The organism is Clostridium aciditolerans (genome assembly GCF_016316925.1).
GTDB lineage: Bacteria > Bacillota > Clostridia > Clostridiales > Clostridiaceae > Clostridium_AM > Clostridium_AM aciditolerans.
Window position 1 is genome coordinate 77665 of sequence record NZ_JAEEGB010000017.1, and the last position, 18985, is coordinate 96649.

Below are 18985 nucleotides of genomic sequence, written 5' to 3' on the forward strand. Positions count from 1 at the left end.
ATCAATTAAACAAATACATTTTATCAAACCTTATGCATATATTAAAGACCTGTTTTTATTTACCTTATTTATTGACTTTAACTTGCCTGCTATGTTATAATACAGTAGTTAAAATCGAGGTATATCCTTAAATTCGAAAGAGGTGAAAAACATGAAACAAGGCATACATCCAGAATACCATCATGATGCGGTAGTTAAGTGTGCATGTGGAAACACTTTTACAACAGGTTCTACAGAAAAAGAACTTAAAGTGGAAATATGCTCTAAGTGCCATCCATTCTACACAGGAAAACAGAAGATAATTGACGTTGGCGGTAGAGTAGATAAGTTCATGAAGAAGTTCAACTTAAAATCAGAATAATAAATAAGTTTAAATATTTTTTTATTTGTTCTAAAACTTATTATAAAACCTGTCCTTTGATATCAAAGGACAGGTTTTATTATTTTTCTCCATTTTTACTAATGTCTTTTTTAATAACAAAATTAACAAACTCATCGTTATTTCTAGTTTTCGATAGCATGCTTATTAGCTGTTCAGTAATATTCTGAGTATTATTTTCATCATACAATACTCTTCTTATATTAAAGGCCGCTTCTTTTTCTACTTGGTTCTTAAATAACAAGTCATCTCTTCTAGTACCTGACTTATAAACGTCTATAGCAGGGAATATTCTTCTTTCTTGAAGTCTTCTATCTAAGTGTACTTCCATGTTTCCAGTACCCTTAAACTCCTCAAATATCATATCATCCATTCTACTTCCAGTTTCCACAAGAGCTGTAGCAAGTATAGTAAGACTTCCTCCTTCTTCTATATTTCTCGCAGCTCCAAAAAATTTCTTTGGCATTATTAGTGCTCCTGGATCAAGTCCTCCTGAAAGAGTTCTTCCTGTCGGGGTAATAGTTAGATTATACGCTCTAGAAAGTCTAGTAATACTATCTAAAAGTATAACTACATCCTGTCCCTGCTCTACCATTCTTTTTGCTCTTTCAAGCACCATGTAAGCAACCTTAGTGTGATGTTCAGGTTCTTCATCAAAAGTTGAGTATATTACTTCACCTTTGATTGATCTTTGCATATCTGTAACTTCTTCTGGTCTTTCATCTATTAAAACAACTATAAGTTTTGTTTCTGGGTGATTTTGAGATATACTTTGAGCTATTTTTTTTAGAAGAGTAGTTTTACCTGCTTTAGGAGGTGCGACTATAATCCCTCTTTGACCTTTACCTATAGGTGATATTATATCCATAAGTCTGGTAGATAAATCTGACTGTGTAGTTTCGAGTCTTAATCTTTGCTCTGGATATATAGGAGTAAGCTTCTCAAATGGTTTTCTACCTACTGCTCTTTCTGGATTTTCTCCATTTACTCTTTCTACATAGAGAAGTGCTTTAAATTTTTCACCTTCTTTTGGTGTTCTTACTTTACCTCGTACTTCATCCCCTGTTTTTAAATTAAATCTTCTTATTTGAGATGGAGATACATATATATCTTCTGGTCCTGTTAAATAATTTTTTCCTCTTAAGAATCCATAATTATTACTCTCTATTATTTCAAGTACTCCTATAGCTGTACCTGATTCATTTATCATCTCTTTAAGCTTTTCTCTTTTTTCCTCTTCAGATACCTTTTCATCCTCATTTTTTTCATTTTGAGTTTTTTCTTCTACAGATTTCTTTTCTTCAACTCTTACATTTTCAGTAGTTTCTTCTTTTTCACTATGTATAGCTTCACTCTTAGGACTTATTTTTTCTCTAAGTATGACTCCGTCTTTTTCGATTGAAACTGGAGAAACTTTTTTTATCTCTTCAATTAGCTGAGTTTTTTTATATTTAGATATATTTTTTAAGCCTAAGTTCTTGGCTATTTCTTTTAACTCAGCAACGGTCAAGTTATCCATATCTTTGTTTATCAAAAAATAACACCTCGCATTATTTAATTTTCATAATTATATTTAACCTCTTGGGAATAATCAAAAGATTTTTTCCATTTATTATCCGTAATGATACCAAACATTTAGGTATGCTTAACAGATTTCTGCGCTTTAAAATGAAATTATTAGGCTACTGCTGAAAAACTTCACCCTAAGCAAAGAAATTTTTATTTGAAAGGCTACACTGTAAAATAAATTATAACCCTTTTTCATATTTTAATCCACATTTTTATAATATTTTTTTCTTTAATGTAAGTTTGAATAAAATAACAAACCAAATGTGCTTAAGTTATTTAAAATTATATCTATATATTTTTATTTTATCAAATAACATTATTTTTATTAATCAATTGCAAAATAAAAGGATAAAAGCATTCTTTTATCCTTAAAAGTTATATCATAGCGTACAATTGCTTATTTATATTATTATATCTACTGACTCTTTTATTCACCTTATTATAATCTCCCATATAAAATAAAGGAAATCCTAGAATTTCACATCCTCCAACTATTAGATCCTTTTTTATAAATTCATTTATACTGTATTTGTAACTATGATACTTTCCGCAATGAGGACATCTAACTTTAAATGAAATCATCTTATTACAGTTTTTTATTTCTAAAGAGGTGAAACTTTCACTAATCTTATTTGTTTCAAAAATAGAAAATGTCTCTAAGTCGTAGAATCCTTGAAAATTTTTAAGAGCAATACTTATATCAGTATTAAACAACATATTATTCACCCCTCCTATAGAATTAAATCTGGTATATTTATAATTCTATAAATATTATTAAAATCCTTCATAAATCTCTTCATTTAATACATTATAAATTTATTTTTTTCGACAAAACAAATTCTGGTATACATGAATTATAATAATAATTCATGTATACCAGAATAATTACAATCCTAATACTCCTTATCTAAAGACGCTTTTATAAAATCTCTAAATAACGGATGTGGTCTGTTTGGTCTTGATTTTAGTTCAGGGTGAAATTGAACTGCCACAAACCATGGATGATCTTTTAACTCAACTATTTCTACTAACCTAGAATCTGGGCTAGTTCCTGATAAAATAAGTCCAGCTTCAGTTAATGCTTTTCTATATTCATTATTGAACTCATATCTATGTCTATGTCTTTCATATATAATTTCTTCACCATAAGCTGCAAAGGCATTTGTATCCTTTTCCAACTTACATGGATATAAACCTAATCTCATAGTACCGCCTTTTTCATCTACATCTTTTTGATCAGGCATTAAATCAATTACTGGGTGTTCTGTATCTGGTAATATTTCTGAGCTATGAGCATCGTAATATCCTAATACATTTCTTGCAAATTCTATTACTACACATTGCATTCCTAAACATATTCCAAGGAAAGGAACCTTATTTTGTCTTGCCCACTTTATAGCTTCAATTTTTCCTTCTACCCCTCTATCGCCAAATCCACCTGGAACTAAAATTCCATCTACATCCTTCAGATATTCAGACGCGTTTTCTTTAGTAATATCCATAGCATTTATCCATTTTATATTTATCTTGGCATCATTTGCATAACCACCATGATTTAAAGATTCTACTACTGATATATACGCATCATGCAATTCAACATATTTCCCTACAAGTGCAATAGTAACGCTTCTTGATAGGTTTTTTATGTTATTTACCATGTTAGACCATTCAGCATTATCTATTTCTTTGCATGGTAAACTTAACTTTTCGCAAACTAAAGTGTCCAATCCTTCTTTGTGAAGCATCAATGGAACTTCATATAGATTTTCTGCATCCAAGTTTTGAATTACAGAATTTCCATCTACATTACAAAATAATCCTATTTTTTCTTTTAAATCATCTGGAATAGATTTCTCAGAACGGCATACTATTATATCTGGTTGAATTCCTATACCTCTTAGCTCTTTTACTGAGTGTTGTGTAGGCTTTGTTTTAAGCTCTCCTGACTTTCCTAGATAAGGCACAAGAGTTACATGTATAAAGCATACATTCTCTCTACCAACTTCATACTTTATCTGTCTTATGGATTCCAAAAATGGTAAAGATTCTATATCACCAATTGTTCCGCCTATTTCAGTTATAACTACATCAACATCTCTTTCTTTAGCTACTCTGTAAACTCTTGATTTGATTTCATTAGTGATGTGAGGAATTACTTGAACAGTTCCACCTAAGTAATCTCCTTTTCTTTCTTTTGTTATTACAGACCAATATACCTTTCCTGTAGTAACATTACTGTTTTTACTCAAATTTTCATCTATAAATCTTTCATAGTGACCTAAATCTAAGTCAGTTTCTGCTCCATCATCTGTTACAAAAACTTCACCATGTTGATATGGACTCATAGTTCCTGGATCTATGTTTATATATGGATCAAATTTTTGAATTGATACCTTCAGTCCTCTATTTTTTAAAAGCCTTCCTAGTGAAGCCGCTGTTATTCCTTTTCCTAATGAGGATACTACTCCTCCAGTAACAAATATATATTTTGTACTCATAAGTTTCCTGCTATATTAAGCAGAGTTCACCCCCGTTTTCTATAATAGTATAAAATTTATATTGAAAATATAACAATTGCATATTGACAAAGTATCACTTGGGTTGTATAATAAAAATTATCCTATAAGTTAAAGTGGGATATTATGTTCTAAAACATATCTAATATATTAGCATATATTTTTTTAATATGCTACTGTTTTTTGTTTTTTGTCGAAAAAATATTATTTTGCTTTTTCGATAATGTCTTCTGCTTCAAAATACATATCTCTTATTTTTCTATTAAGTAAAAGTTTCTCTTCTGCTTTTCTAAAATTTAATCCTATATTATTTTTATTTACTGATGGAAAGTCTTTTTGAAGCATTCCTATATCATCACAACCATATTTTCTAATAAGCAAAAAAAATAGATATCTGCATTCCCTATCCTTTAAAATTTTAAATAATTCTTCTCTACTTAGACCTTTATATTTACATAGAAGTTCTAGTATTCTTTCATATTTTTCTTCTTTATCAATAAAATATTTATTCACAACATTCACTTCCTTTTATCCACAATGTTGGTAACTTAATGAGTATATCTCTTTTTAAATTTTAAACAATAACTGAATAAAATATACACATAAATAAAGACACAGGCAATATATTTATCACTTAATATCTGTTTTCCCACCTTTAAATTAGGGAAAACAGATATTAAGTACTTTCTTTATTCCTGTGCCTTTATATTTATTTTTAGTTGTGTATTGTGAGGTGTCTGACCACTTACGGTTAAGTTATAATTTACTTGTATGTCTCCACCTTTTTCACCAACATTCACACTCAAGGTCTTAGTCTCTATTTTTAATTCTAATGTTCCATAAGGGGTATTATACATTGATACACTTTTAGCTTTCTTATCAAATTCCATTTTAGCGCTTGTACTTCCCATTCTTATAATAGAAAATTTATCGTCAGATATTTTTAATGTAGTTGTGGTTCCTTCCATACCTGATATCTCGGTTTCCTTATATACGGCATAATATGATCCATCTTTTTCATAGAAATCACCAGGAGTAACAACTTCTATAAGATCATTTTCATCACTTTTTTGTTTACTTGATACAGAAATAATAGCTCTTTTTTTCATAGACTTTGCTCCTTTTCATTTAATTCACTATTAATTAACCCTTAGGCATCTTCAAAAAAATAACTAGTCAGTATGTTAGTCTATTTTTCGTCATACTGCGTCGGCAGAACCCTTAGATAGTGCTGACTATCTGCGGAACCCACCTCCTTGTCTGACACAAAATATCCGTCGCATCTTTGACCTGTTATTTTCTTTCAGATGCCTTAGATAAGAAATTTTTCTATTTCATCATCCGTAGCTGCTTTAACCTCTATAAACTTATCCATAGGGTTTTTAAAATATCCATATTTAATTTTTATTTTATCCTCATCTTTTCCCTTACAGTATCTAGCTGTTACTTTAGCTGCAAATTCTACATCTTCTTCTGTAGGTTTTCCAGTTATTATTATCATAGAACCTTTAAATGTATCTGCCAAAAATATTACATCCTTTGTACTTAGATAATTTTTTATTTCCTTCGCTTCCTCACCAGTTCTTGTTGATATAATTTTAGCATCCTGTGAAACTCTAAAATGTCTTCCAAATTTTAGCATTTCCAGATCATTTTCATCTGGCCTATCCTTATATTCTAATAGCTCCTTTAATCTTTTAGCATAATTAGGTTCTGTAAGCTTACATCCCCCTGCTGGAGAAGGATAGTCTTTAATATTCCACTTCTCGGCTAATTCCATTTGAACTTTTCTGCTTCTTCCTAATATATCCATAAGCTTTTCTCTATCTACTAATCCCTCTAACTCCATCTTAGTAGGATTAAGATTTTTGGCACATAGGGGCCTTAAAATCTTATCACTGAATCCTGATTCCTTTTTTACTATATCCAATGAAATTCTGTTTTGAGACATAGGTCTCTGATTCAATACTTCTCCAGTAATTATAAAATCTGCATTATACTTTTCTAATAGTTTTCCTGTATAATTTAACATCATGGCATGGCAATCAATACAGGGATTTATATTCTTTCCATAACCATGCTTAGGATTTTTAACTAAATCAAAATGCTCTTCGGAAAAATCAACTACTTCTAGCGGAATGCCTACTTGTTTTGTCATTTTAATAGCATTACCTGGTCCAAAAAAGTAAGATTTAAAACATATACCTATAACCTCTATACCTTGATCTTTAATAAGTTTTGCTGCTAATATACTATCCAATCCACCGGAAACCATTGCGAGTGCTCTTGTCATTATTATCACCTTTCTCAAATCAAAATTAACTTTTTTTGCCTATGAACTATAATAAATATATTAAAGGTTCACTACAAAAACTTCTAAATAATAGTTTAGTTAATTTTCATTAGTTTATCAACAGGTATTCTTATAATAAAAATAATACGACGTATTATTTTTTAGAGGACAGAGGACAATTGACAGAGGACAGTGATTGTTGCTTTTCCTCCGTTACACTATGGAAAAGCTTTAATTATTTTTCAGCAATAGGCGACTTTGTCGCAAGCCGTTAGGCTGTATCAATTTATCAATACTCTGTTTCAGATGCTTATTTAATAGCTATATTCAAAGGTTAAAAATTACAGGCTGCGCCAAACTAATATCAGAAAAGCTATAAAGGCTTTTTTAAGAAAGAAATTTTAGTGAACTTATTTATAAAATTCTACGTAAAAAGTTAATGGCACAAGTGCGCCCTTTCGGGCTGCGGGCGAAGCCATTTGGGAATAAAAATTTAAACTGAATTATAATGAAAAATTTCAAAAAACAAATTGCCAACTAGAACTTAACACAAGCTATTTTTGAGACTAGTTTCACTAATCTCAAAAATAGTCTCATAATATAATTAAAGATTTTTCGTAACATAGTGGAGAAAAATCCTCCTTCACTGTCCTCTGTCCTCTGTCAATTGTCCTCTAAAAATTGCGTCGCAAAATTTTTATACTACGTATTAAAGTGCATACATATTTACTAGTAATTTCTTTAAAGCTGCTTTAAACCCAAAATAAAAACTTTCACCAAAACCGTGAAAGTTTTTATTTTAACTACATTGTAAGCTGCCCGTTAGGGGTATTTATAATTTGCAGTATTCTTTGTTCATATCCAGTTTGAGCATCTATATATACTTTATAATTATCTCCCTTATAGTCTCCTGAAAATTCATAGCATAAGATTTCTTTATTAGTTTCTGTAGGAATTAATGCAAGTCTTACATTTGTAATATTGAGCTTTTTCCCTACCCTTTGCTTTGCTTGCTCAGCAGTTACTTTTGGAGACGGTATACTCCTATTTTCTTGATGTGCTACAAGATATTTTTCGGATTCAATACCTACTATACTTCCGTCATCTAGTGCAATTTTTAGTTTTAACTGATCAGGATAAACTATAACATTTTGCTGCATATACACATAATTTATTACTGCAACATTTCCATAGTTTAAAGTATATGTAGGTACCATATTGCTATAACCTATATTTTTTAGATAATTTGACCCAATAACAGTAGCCTTAGCGGCATCAATGCTTGCTTTTCCAACCGCCCTATCATTTAGCAAATATAATATTTTTCCACCCTTTTTAGTTACTTCACATACTACTCTTTCATTTTTATTTTTTCTCCCTTTCATCGCCGCAGAAAACCTATATACATCTACTCTTCTTCCTGTACCTTCAACAGGTAAGGTCTCCAGCGTTTCAATTTTATCCTTTCCAATTATACTTCTAGCAACATCTTCTGCTTGACTCTTAGTTACCTCCTTCTGGGAGTTAATTCTAGGATTAATTTGAAGTGAATTGTCAGAAAAAGGTCCATCATAAATTAGTGCTGGATATTGAGCTACCTGCTTTTGTATAGATCCAAATTTATCAGCTAACATTTCGCCCTTGTTTCCACTAGCGAATACACCAGTAATCTTCTTTCTTATTTCTCCCCATTTCACTTTTCCTTCATTAACATCAGATGAAACTTTTTTCAGCTGTTGTTCTAGTGTAAATGATTGATTCTTCAACTTATCTATAGTAGCATAATCTGCATCACTTAATTGTTTTCCTTCCGATGAAGATCTTTCAAGAGTATAACAAAAATCTCCTACTTGGGATAAAAATTTACTAGTATCACCTATAACTTCTTGTGCTACGGGAAGAGAATGTATTTTATCATTTGCCATAGATGCATATCTGAATATCTCAGAAAATACAGCCATTTCTTGTTCTCTGGATCCTACTATAGCGGATTTACCCAAATTTACTCTTATGTTTTGCACAGAATCTATTAAGTCATACATACTTTTACTATAGTCTCCTTGCAAATAGTTTCTATAGTCATTTCTTTCAAGGGTCATAAGAATTGCAAATGTACTTGAAAAAACTACTATTAAAGTCACTATAGCAGTATATATCATTCTTTTCTTAGCTATTTTCATAATAACTCCTCCTAGCTTTTATGTATAATGTAACTACGTTATATTTGAATTTGTGCTATTATATTAAGAAATTTATATTTCATATTATCTGTATTTAGCTAATTGTTATTCGTCTTATACAAATTTCTTTAAAAAATTAATAATGATTTGCAAATTTTGCTGGTATATGAGTATACTATTAAGGGAAACTTAATAAATATAAATTTTTTCTTAATTGTTTTTTAAATTAGTTTATTATTACTCATACATCCTTTATAATGTTATTACATACTTAACCAGAAGGTGATTAGATGAAAGTATTAATTCTTTCGGTTTCTGCTGGCGGTGGTCATGGCCATGCAGCAGGTGCTATAAGAGATTACATAAAATTAAATGATTCATCATCAGACGTAAAAATTGTTGATACATTAAAATATATAAACCCAATAATAGATAAGGTAGTAATAGGGAGTTATTTAAAAACCATAAAAATAACTCCTTCACTTTATGGCAAACTTTATTCTCATTCTGAAGAAGATTATGGGTTAGCTACTACCATAAGTTCAAAGTTTATTGAAATTATGGCATATAAATTGCTACCTTTATTAGATGAGTATAATCCTGATGTTTTAATATGTACTCATCCATTTTCAACAGAAATGATATCTGTAATGAGAAGTAAATATAAAGTAGTTATTCCAGCTATTTCAGTAATTACAGATTACTATTCCCATAGTTCTTGGCTTCATCCTCATATAGATGCATATGTTGTTTCTAATTGCGATATGGTTGAGGATATAGTTAATAAAGGCATTTCAAGAAATGCTATACATGACTTGGGTATACCTGTTAAACCTTGTTTTATTGAAAAATATGATAAGAGTGATACATTAAAAGAGCTAGGTCTTGCTGAAGATAAAACCACCATTCTTGTTATGGGTGGAAGTTTAGGAATGGGAAAAATTACAGATCTATATGAAAAATTGGTTACCGTTAAAAAAGATATCCAAATAATCGTGGTAACAGGTAATAATAAAAAATTATATCAAGACCTTACAAAATTAAAAGAATTTTCACCAAAAGAAACACGAATTATAGGTTTTACTAACAAGGTTAACAAGTATATGCAAGCTTGTGATCTACTTTTAACTAAACCTGGTGGACTTACCATAACAGAAGCCTTGATATGTGAAATTCCTTTGGGACTCTTCTCCCCTATTCCAGGTCAGGAGGAAAAAAACGCACAATTTCTTCTAAAACACGATTTAGCAGTTAACCTTACAGATATAAACAACTGTAATGAGATAATTGAAGATTTATTATGTTCTCATGAAAAGTTAGAATTAATGAAGAAAAATTGCAGAAAATTTTCTAAGCCTCACTCTGGAAATGATATTTATAAACTAATAAAACTACTTATAGAAAATAACAATATAAATAACAATGTAAAGATTCCTGAAAAAATTTTCGAAAAAGATAGCCCTAGTAAAACATTTCTTAAATCTGTAGAGAAATATTTCATGAAAACAGCCAGCAAATTATTTTGTTGGTAATTTAAAAATCCAGCTTTTATCGAGCTGGATTTTTCTTATCTTTTAGTGCTTCTAATATTTTAAATTTTATCTTTATATCATTCTCTTTTGTTTTATCTGTTTCGTTATTTACTATTTTATACTCTTCTGGAGTCAGTACCATTTTCATCTCAGCTTCTGTTTCTTTATAGGAAACCTCACCTTTTGTGATATCAACAAAGCATAGAGGCGGAAACATTACACACCACCAATTTTGACCTCTACCCTCACCTATAATTATCCTATAAGCCTCATATTTACCTTGTGGCAATGTAATATTACCGTATGTTTTTATAGGAAAATTTTCATTAGATAAAGTAGTTTTTACAGAGTAACTATATCCATTATCCTTTATGGTCTTATTTGCTATATCTATTATTTGTTTATCATTTTCTTTAATAATTCTTCTTGATTCTTCTATACTTTTTGATTTTTTAAGCTTAGGTTGAATATATTCTAAAACTTTGTCTCTTACTTTTAATTTTAAAGCTTGGTCACTTTTTGAATCACTATTAGCAATTACATGAAATCTTATAATCTTAGATGCTATATCCTGCTGTACCGACTCACTCTTAACTTGTATTTTATTTGAATTTAAAGTGAATATAGCTAAAATACAAACAATAATTACTAAAATCTTTTTCATTATTAACATCCCCCATTATCTTCTTAATTACTATTCATATTATAGACAAGTATTATAGTTATATTCACTTTAAAAAAATAATTATTTAACTACACCTATTCTTCTTATATTACTATTAACAATTACATTGATAGTTGCACTGCTATATACCTCGGACCAATTATTTTTAATTTGTTTCCATAGTGATGGATGATACTTCTCAATGTATTCCCTTATTCCTATAGGATCAACTCCAAGTTCTCTTTGAGTAATTTGAACTACCTGCGCACATTCCTGCTTTACAGAATTATTTAGATTTTGTTGTAATGATTGAAGCATATCCTTAGAAAATACTTCACCACCAACATAATAATCTTTTAATTCACCTTCAATGTCTAAATAAATATTAAATGTAAGCTTTCCTTGTTGGTTATCCATTGATATCTTTCTTCCTGCACTATCAATTACAACATCTATAGGGTGGCCGTTCTTATATATTGTTTTTCTTCCACCTTTTAACTTTCCTCTTAGCATCTCTAAATTTGCTGTTTCTATAGCGGATAAATCTCCCTTGTATTTATAGTCTTTAATTATCCCTACACCTGATATTCCTAACTCATTTTTATCCTTTTCTATAGTCATACGAGGAAGCATTGCATTTCCATTTTCACTTAATAAAATTAAAAATTCATTTAGAGTTACTGGTAATATAGAAGTACTCCTAGTAGTATTTTCTATAAGCCCACTTATATAATTTTCAATATTCTTTTCCATTCTAGGTTTATGTTTTATATATTCTTCCGCTTTTCCATCAGATATTACAACATACATATTTCTATTTAAAGAAGGCTCTCTTTGAAGATAATCTACAATTTCTTTTAGAATTTCAGGATATGTTGTTAAATCTTTACTCAACACTAAAAGTTTTATATGACTAAAGCTTATATCTCTACTGCTTTTTAGTGCTGCTTTATTCACTGCATCCTGCATTGAATAGGCATCGGTTGTTATATACATATCCTTTGCTGTTCCACCTTTATCAGGCCCTAACTGGCTTATATCTGGAGCACCAAAAGTTACCTTTAGCTTTTTTAGGTCCATACCCGTGAATGGTTCGTCAGGGCTTAAGTTTTTTAATTCTTTTTCCTTACCAGCCTGCTCACCTATATCAACGCTTATAATTGATATAAGGCTCCTTCTGTCTATTTCAACTTTGTCCCAGCACCCACTTAACAAAATACATGATAATATAATAATTATAACTTTTTTATATTTCATACTCTAATATCCACCCTCCTTTAAGTCTTTTTTCGAGGGTTTTTTAATAAAAAGTAGCAAAGGAAGTATGACCAAGCTAAAGATTGATAAATAAGGTAATACACTATTGCTAACATCATAAACTTCAGCTATGTTCTCAGGGTATAAAGCTATTGCATATATAAAAGGCATTATTAAAGCTGATGAAAGCTTTATGTCATGTAACTTAAACATATCTTTAAGTACATCTGCAGACAAATAATATGAGTTTATGAAAGTAGTAAAATAAAATATTGCCCACAATGCCATTACTACTCCTTCCCATCTTTCTATAAAGGTTCCAGGTATATCTATAGACTTTATAAGAGTAATAGTAGGCCACAGTAGAGTTTTTGTTTGCTCCTTAGCAAAGACAGCCAAACAAAATACCACTATAACTGCATAAAATATTGTTATAAAGACAATACTTTTCACAGCAATTTTAGGTATAGACTTTTTATTCTTCATAAATGGGAGGATCAAATAAACTATTCCAATTCCTCCAAAGCTATAGACAGTTGTACTTAACGCTTTTACATATTCATTTGGAGTGCTATTAAGTATTGGAAAAATATTAGTAAAGTCTGCTTTGTTTAAAGTAAGCAAAAGTACAAGAATAATAGGAATAAACATTATCCAAAAAGCAAGTTCATTAAATTTCACTAAGTTTCCTACTTCTCCCCTTATTATGTATATGCCAGTAAGTATTGTAACTAAAGTCAAAAATTCTGTAGGAGTCCTTTGAAGTAAATACATCTTTATTACTTCTATAAAAACTCTCATACCTATAGATACAGCAAAAATATTATATGCAATAAAAATTAGTGCTAATATAGAACCTATTAGCCCGCCAAAGTTAAATCTTAGAATATAATATAACTTACCATAATTATTGTTTTTTATTGCCTTTATGGCAATAAAAATTAGTAAATAGCTTATGGCTCCACTAACTAATGTTATAATCCAGCCATCAGTACCAGCATTTGCTGTCACATCTCTAGGGAAGGAAAAAACGCCCACCCCTATAACAGTTACTACAATAGTTGCAAACAAGCCATAAGGTGTAATAAATTCTTTATCATTCATAAAAGATATACCACCTCTACTTCTGTCTTACTTTATCTCCTGTATTCATAAATCCAGGTCTCTTTTTATAAAATCTAATAGGGAATCTCATAAATGAGTCTTTAAAGTCATCAATATCTGGATTGACTACCGGAGCTAAATAAGGTATATTAAAGCTCTTTAATCTTACTAAGTGTATTAATATCAGAATTATTCCAATCATAATTCCATAAAGCCCTATAACTGCAGCAAATATTATTAATATAAACCTTAGTATTCTAAAAGCAGATGCCATTTCGTAATTTGGGGTTGTAAAACTTGTAATAGCTGTTACAGAAACTATAATTATCATTATAGGACTTACAATTCCGGCTGTTACTGCAGCCTGACCTATGATAAGTCCTCCTACTATCCCTACTGTAGATCCAATAGCCTTAGGAAGTCTAGCTGTTGATTCAATTAAAAATGCAAGGCTAAATTCCATAATTAATGCTTCTACAAAAGCTGGAAACGGCACACCCTCTCTTGATGCAGCAATAAAATATGCTAATTTTGTGGGAATTATAGCGGGATGAAAAGAGGTAACAGCAACATAAAGAGCAGGAAGCATTAGTGCTGCAAAAATGGATAAAAACCTTACAAGTCTTATAATAGACCCGTATATCCATCTCTGATAATAATCATCAGGAGATTGAAACATTGCAGACATTGTAGCTGGTACAATAAGAGCAAAGGGTGAGTTATCTACAAGTATGGTAATTCTCCCTTCATATAAAGCTGCCGCCACCACATCTGGCCTCTCTGTACTTTGTACTTGCGGGAAAAAGGACCACTTATTATCTTCTATAAATTGCTCTACATATCCACTATCCAAAACAGCATCTATATCTATTTTTTCTAATCTACTAAAAAGCTCTTCTAGAATTTTTTTATTTACAATGTCATCAATGTACATAATAGCTAAATCACTCTTAGATCTTACTCCTAAAGTTTTAGATTCCACTTTAAGCCTTGTATCTTTTATTCTTCTCCTCACTAAAGCAGTGTTAAACCTTATTGTTTCTGTAAAGCCATCTCTACCACCTCTAATTACCGTTTCACCTGATGGCTCCGACACTCCTCTTGCAGGCCATGAACGGGTTGCAATGACATAGCCTACTTCAAGACCGTCAATAAACATTAATGTGTCTCCAGAGAGCATTGCATTAATGCCTTCACTAAGTTTTTTTACTTCTCTCATATCCGAAACAGTAAGTATTTTATCCTTTATTTCTTCTACTTCTGTTATATCTGGCCCTATTACCATTAAAGTTTCTAATACATAGTCATCTAATAATCTCTTATCTGCCATTCCATCTACATATATTAATGCAGCATTAAGCTTTCCTATGTAAAATTCCCTGAATACTATATCTGAATTGTTTTTCAATAAATCCTTGGTATAAGATAGGTTTTCTTTAGCTTTTAGAGATATTTTATCTCTTATTTCTTCTTTCAAAAATCATCACTTCCTTATTATCATGTTAAAATATGTTACTAACCACCTTATGCAATATACATTGTTACTAAATACAGCATAATTCCAATTATTATAATACTCATTCCTATAGATTTTGCTTTTCTAGCAGTATCTTTCATATTCCATTTCAAAAAATTTTTTGAATCTATAATTAATATGAATCCTTGTATGATCATGAGTGCTAAAAAATACTTATCATATAAACCTAATACTCTCACAACATTCACCCCTAATACTTTTGGTAACCTTAAATTATTTTTAGCTTCTAAAAAGATATTTATTCATTCTAAGGAAATATAAAAAAGATGGAACTAAATTATTCATAGCTTAGTTCCATCTTCTTATATTTGCCTTTAGGCATCTTCAAAAAAATAACTAGTTATTTTCTTTCAGATACTTTAAATTGTTCTTGTTATAAAAACTTCCTTATACTTCTTTTTAATCTTATCATAACAAATCTGCGCTTTTAGAATATCCTCGAAGAATGCAAATACTGTAGGGCCGCTGCCACTCATAAGTGCACCCATTGCCCCCATATCTAAAAGTTCTTTCTTAATGTTCTTTATTATTATGTGCTTTCTTAAAGTAACATTTTCTAAGACATTCTTCATATTCTTACTTACTTTAAATAAGTTCTCTTCTTCCATACTTCTTATTAGAAGTTCAGTTTCTGGATGTTTATTTATTTTACTAATATCTAAATTTTTATACACTTCTTTAGTCGATACACCAAAAGATGGTTTAACCACTATTAGTATATGATTTTTAAATGTTGGAAGCCTAGTTATCTTTTCCCCTATACCTTCACAAAGAGCGGTTCCCCCTACTATACAATAAGGAACATCTGCACCTATCTTTAATCCTAATTTCATAATTTCATCATCTGATATCTCTGGCTTATATAGGTTTCTCATAGCTTTCAATACCGCTGCTGCATCTGTACTACCACCTGCAAGTCCTGCCGCTACAGGTATATTCTTTTTAAGATATATTTCTACCCCGCCATCTATGTCATAGGTATTTATAAAAAGATCTGCTGCTTTATAAGCTAGATTTCTTTCATCAGTTGGCACGTATGCTTTATTACAGGCTATCTTTATACCATTATCGTATTTTTTAATGTTTATATAATCATATAAATCTATAGTCTGCATTATCATTTTTAAAAGATGATATCCATCTTCTCTTTTTCCTACAACATCTAAGGATATATTAATCTTTGCATAAGCTTTTATTAACATCTTAGCCCTCCGGGAATGTATTTAATGATACTAAATAGTATAATACAACCTTAAAATTAAAGCTATACTTTTAAGGTTGTAAATCTTAAAAGTATAGCTTCAATTTCAAAAAATCTTATATCATTACTACTGATTGTTCTTTATCTATTTGGGCATTGGTCTTCTTCTTAACTAATTGTACTAATGGCTCTAAGTCCTCAAAAAATATTATAATTAAATCTCCAGGTCTGGAGGTATCAATAGCTTTTTCTAGTGCTTCTGCTTCATCCAATATCACTTCTATCCTTTTCTTGTCAAATCCGGATTCCATAACTCCTTTTTCAAGAATAGACGCAATCTCTCCTACTTTTCTACCTCTCCTATCTTTATCTTCTTTTATATATATATAATCAAAATTTTCTCCCGCTATTTTACCTAGCTCCTTTACGCTGCTATCAGTCCTATCTCCTGGTACTCCTATTATTCCCACCAGTCTATTGTGGTTTATATTTTTGGCGCCCTTTAAAACAGCTTTGTAACCCTCTATGTTATGTCCATAATCTAATACAACTAACGCTCCATTTATTTTATACATATTAAATCTTCCCGGATTGAATTCTTCATCACCATAAAAACTTGTTATTCCTTCTCTTATAGAAGAGTAACTTATATTTAATCCAATGAGTGCTGCACAAGAAGCCATAGCATTTTCTATATTATAAATCAGCCTTCCTCCTATAGTAATTTTTATATCTGTAACTTTTACCAAAGGTGTTAGCTCATCGCTTTTTTCAACATATATAACACCCTCATGAGTATATACTCCATATCCTCCTTTTTTTATATTGCTTCTGAGTACGGAGTTATATTTATCTTTAGAAAACATAATAATATTACTTTTTATTCTTTTTATAATACTTACACTAACAGGATCATCAGCATTCAATACAACATATCCTTCATCTTTTACAGCTTCTCCGACTAAGGCCTTTACGTAAGCCAGATCATCCATTGTATTTATATCGTCTAATCCTAAATGATCTTCTGTTATATTTGTAATGACTCCTACATCTACCATATCATAGGCTAGGCCTTTTCTAATAATTCCACCTCTTGCTGTTTCTAAAACTGCAGCATCAACTTCCTTATTCATTAATACTGATTTAGCACTATAATATCCAGTAGTATCTCCTTTATGAATACATTTATTGTTTATATATATTCCACCAGTTGTAGTCATTCCTACGTTGTATCCAGCTTTAGTTAGTACATGACCAATTAATCTTGTAGTCGTGGTTTTTCCATTGGTTCCAGTAATAGATACTACAGGTATAGTTTTAGGAGTATCTTTAAATAACATATCCACTATAGCACCCGCAACATTTCTGCTCTTTCCTTCACTAGGGTAATGATGCATTCTGATACCTGGTGCAGCATTTATTTCTATTATTGCGCCATCCTTTGTAATTGGTTTACTTATATCTGAACAGCATACATCTATACCACATACATCAAGCCCCACTGCTTTGGCTGCTCTTTCACATATATTAATATTTTCATCGCAAATTATATCTGTACAATCTATTGCCTTTCCACCTGTAGATAAGTTTGCATTTTCCCTAAGTAAAATCTTTTCTCCTTCGGCCAAAATAGAACTTAAATTATACCCACTTTTACCAATATATGCATTAAGCTCATCATTGATCTTAATTTTTGTTAAAGGTTTTTCGTGGCCTTCTCCTCGCCTATTATCTTGGTTTATTACATTTATAAGTTCTTTTATGCTACTTACGCCATCTCCAACTATATATGGAGGTATTCTTTCAGCTACAGCTACAACTTTACCATCCACTACACACACTCTATAATCTCTACCAACTATATTTTTTTCAACAATTATATCGCTATAATCTTTTGATAATATGTTGTAAGCACTAAGAGCTTCTTTTTCATTCTTTATATTAACAAAGACCCCTTTTCCCTGGTTACCACATCTAGGCTTTATAACTATAGGGTATCCTATTTTATCAGCTTTGAATAATAATTCTAAACTATTTCTTACTATATACCCATCTGCAACAGGTAAACACTGATTGTAAAGTATTTCTTTAGTTAATAATTTATCGCAAGCTATATCTACAGAAATAGCTTTAGTATTGTGTGAAATCGTTGCTTCAACAATTTTGCTATACTTTCCATAACCTAATTGAAGCATGCTTCCTTCGCTTATTCTCATTACAGGTATTTTTCTCTTTTTTACTTCCTCTAATATTGCACTAGTACTAGGACCTAGTTCTTCAGTCCTAAGTATAGTTTGTAGTGATTCCATCGCAACAGTAAAATTATACGGTTTTTTATTTATAAGGCTGTTAATAAATTCTACTGCTATTTTACCAGCTTCTATGCCTGTATTTCTATAACCGTATTCATATATAATATAATATTTATTTCCCTTGATCTCTCTAGACTTTCCATAAGCCGCATCTATTCCTAGAATATTTTGAATTGCTATGATTATGTGCTCACATACATGAGCAAGATAAGTGCCCTCTTTAAGCCTTTTTTGGAAACCACAATCTTCATCTATCCCACACCTATGTTCAAATAGCTGGGGTATGCTCTTTAATAAGTTTTCATTAAAACCGTCTATATCCTTAGTTGGAATATCACTATACCCCTCTAAATCTACACACATCTTTATACATTTTCTATGAGAGTATATATTTCTTCCTTCAAAAACTCTAACTTCATCAATCTTCATCTTTGTGTATAT

16 protein-coding genes are annotated in these 18985 nt (G+C 30.5%); 2 read left to right on the top strand and 14 right to left on the bottom strand.

The genetic code is table 11. The features are described 5' to 3' along the window. Positions 1 to 151: 151 nt before the first annotated feature. On the top strand, positions 152 to 361 hold the full coding sequence (gene rpmE, locus I6U51_RS15270) for a 50S ribosomal protein L31 (protein ID WP_178906291.1): 210 nt from the start codon (positions 152 to 154) through the stop codon (positions 359 to 361). A gap of 79 nt (positions 362 to 440) precedes the next feature. Here the strand turns inward: rpmE and rho are convergent, their stop codons facing one another. From rho to ypeB, 7 genes are all read right to left on the bottom strand, one after another. Continuing rightward, a complete protein-coding gene (rho, locus tag I6U51_RS15275; RefSeq protein WP_211143455.1) occupies positions 441 to 1913 on the bottom strand; it encodes a transcription termination factor Rho in 1473 nt (490 codons plus the stop codon). Between the two features lie 410 nt (positions 1914 to 2323). Further along, positions 2324 to 2665, bottom strand: a complete 342-nt coding sequence (locus I6U51_RS15280; RefSeq protein ID WP_211143456.1) for a hypothetical protein — start codon at positions 2663 to 2665, stop codon at positions 2324 to 2326. Positions 2666 to 2841: 176 nt separating this feature from the next. Next, positions 2842 to 4446, bottom strand: coding sequence for a CTP synthase (gene pyrG, locus I6U51_RS15285; protein ID WP_211143457.1), 1605 nt, complete (start codon positions 4444 to 4446; stop codon positions 2842 to 2844). Between the two features lie 222 nt (positions 4447 to 4668). Beyond that, on the bottom strand, positions 4669 to 4977 hold the full coding sequence (locus tag I6U51_RS15290; protein ID WP_178906287.1) for a ribose-5-phosphate isomerase: 309 nt from the start codon (positions 4975 to 4977) through the stop codon (positions 4669 to 4671). 176 nt (positions 4978 to 5153) lie between these two features. Continuing rightward, positions 5154 to 5573, bottom strand: a complete 420-nt coding sequence (locus I6U51_RS15295; protein WP_211143458.1) for a YwiB family protein — start codon at positions 5571 to 5573, stop codon at positions 5154 to 5156. Between the two features lie 203 nt (positions 5574 to 5776). Continuing rightward, positions 5777 to 6757 carry a tRNA 4-thiouridine(8) synthase ThiI gene (locus I6U51_RS15300; RefSeq protein ID WP_211143459.1) on the bottom strand — a complete coding sequence of 327 codons (981 nt, stop codon included), beginning with the start codon at positions 6755 to 6757 and terminating at the stop codon, positions 5777 to 5779. 803 nt (positions 6758 to 7560) lie between these two features. Further along, positions 7561 to 8937, bottom strand: a complete 1377-nt coding sequence (gene ypeB, locus I6U51_RS15305) for a germination protein YpeB (RefSeq protein ID WP_211143460.1) — start codon at positions 8935 to 8937, stop codon at positions 7561 to 7563. A gap of 290 nt (positions 8938 to 9227) precedes the next feature. Here ypeB and I6U51_RS15310 point away from each other — a divergent pair, with 290 nt between their 5' ends. Then, positions 9228 to 10469 (top strand): MGDG synthase family glycosyltransferase, encoded by a 1242-nt coding sequence (locus I6U51_RS15310; protein ID WP_211143461.1) that lies wholly within the window; start codon positions 9228 to 9230, stop codon positions 10467 to 10469. 16 nt (positions 10470 to 10485) lie between these two features. Here the strand turns inward: I6U51_RS15310 and spoIIR are convergent, their stop codons facing one another. From spoIIR to cphA, 7 genes are all read right to left on the bottom strand, one after another. Then, a complete protein-coding gene (gene spoIIR, locus I6U51_RS15315) occupies positions 10486 to 11133 on the bottom strand; it encodes a stage II sporulation protein R (RefSeq protein WP_211143462.1) in 648 nt (215 codons plus the stop codon). 81 nt (positions 11134 to 11214) lie between these two features. Continuing rightward, the gene (locus I6U51_RS15320; protein WP_211143463.1) at positions 11215 to 12390 is read right to left on the bottom strand and encodes a Ger(x)C family spore germination protein; all 1176 of its coding nucleotides are present in this window, start codon (positions 12388 to 12390) and stop codon (positions 11215 to 11217) included. Between the two features lie 3 nt (positions 12391 to 12393). Further along, positions 12394 to 13494, bottom strand: a complete 1101-nt coding sequence (locus I6U51_RS15325) for a GerAB/ArcD/ProY family transporter (RefSeq protein ID WP_211143464.1) — start codon at positions 13492 to 13494, stop codon at positions 12394 to 12396. A gap of 16 nt (positions 13495 to 13510) precedes the next feature. Then, positions 13511 to 14971: a spore germination protein gene (locus tag I6U51_RS15330; RefSeq protein WP_211143465.1), complete on the bottom strand. Its 1461-nt coding sequence runs from the start codon at positions 14969 to 14971 to the stop codon at positions 13511 to 13513. Between the two features lie 47 nt (positions 14972 to 15018). Next, a complete protein-coding gene (locus I6U51_RS15335; RefSeq protein ID WP_211143466.1) occupies positions 15019 to 15210 on the bottom strand; it encodes a CLC_0170 family protein in 192 nt (63 codons plus the stop codon). 180 nt (positions 15211 to 15390) lie between these two features. After that, positions 15391 to 16233: a 4-(cytidine 5'-diphospho)-2-C-methyl-D-erythritol kinase gene (gene ispE / locus I6U51_RS15340; protein WP_211143467.1), complete on the bottom strand. Its 843-nt coding sequence runs from the start codon at positions 16231 to 16233 to the stop codon at positions 15391 to 15393. A 115-nt stretch (positions 16234 to 16348) separates the two neighbouring features. Further along, positions 16349 to 18973, bottom strand: a complete 2625-nt coding sequence (gene cphA, locus I6U51_RS15345) for a cyanophycin synthetase (protein WP_211143468.1) — start codon at positions 18971 to 18973, stop codon at positions 16349 to 16351. Between the last annotated feature and the right edge of the window lie 12 nt (positions 18974 to 18985).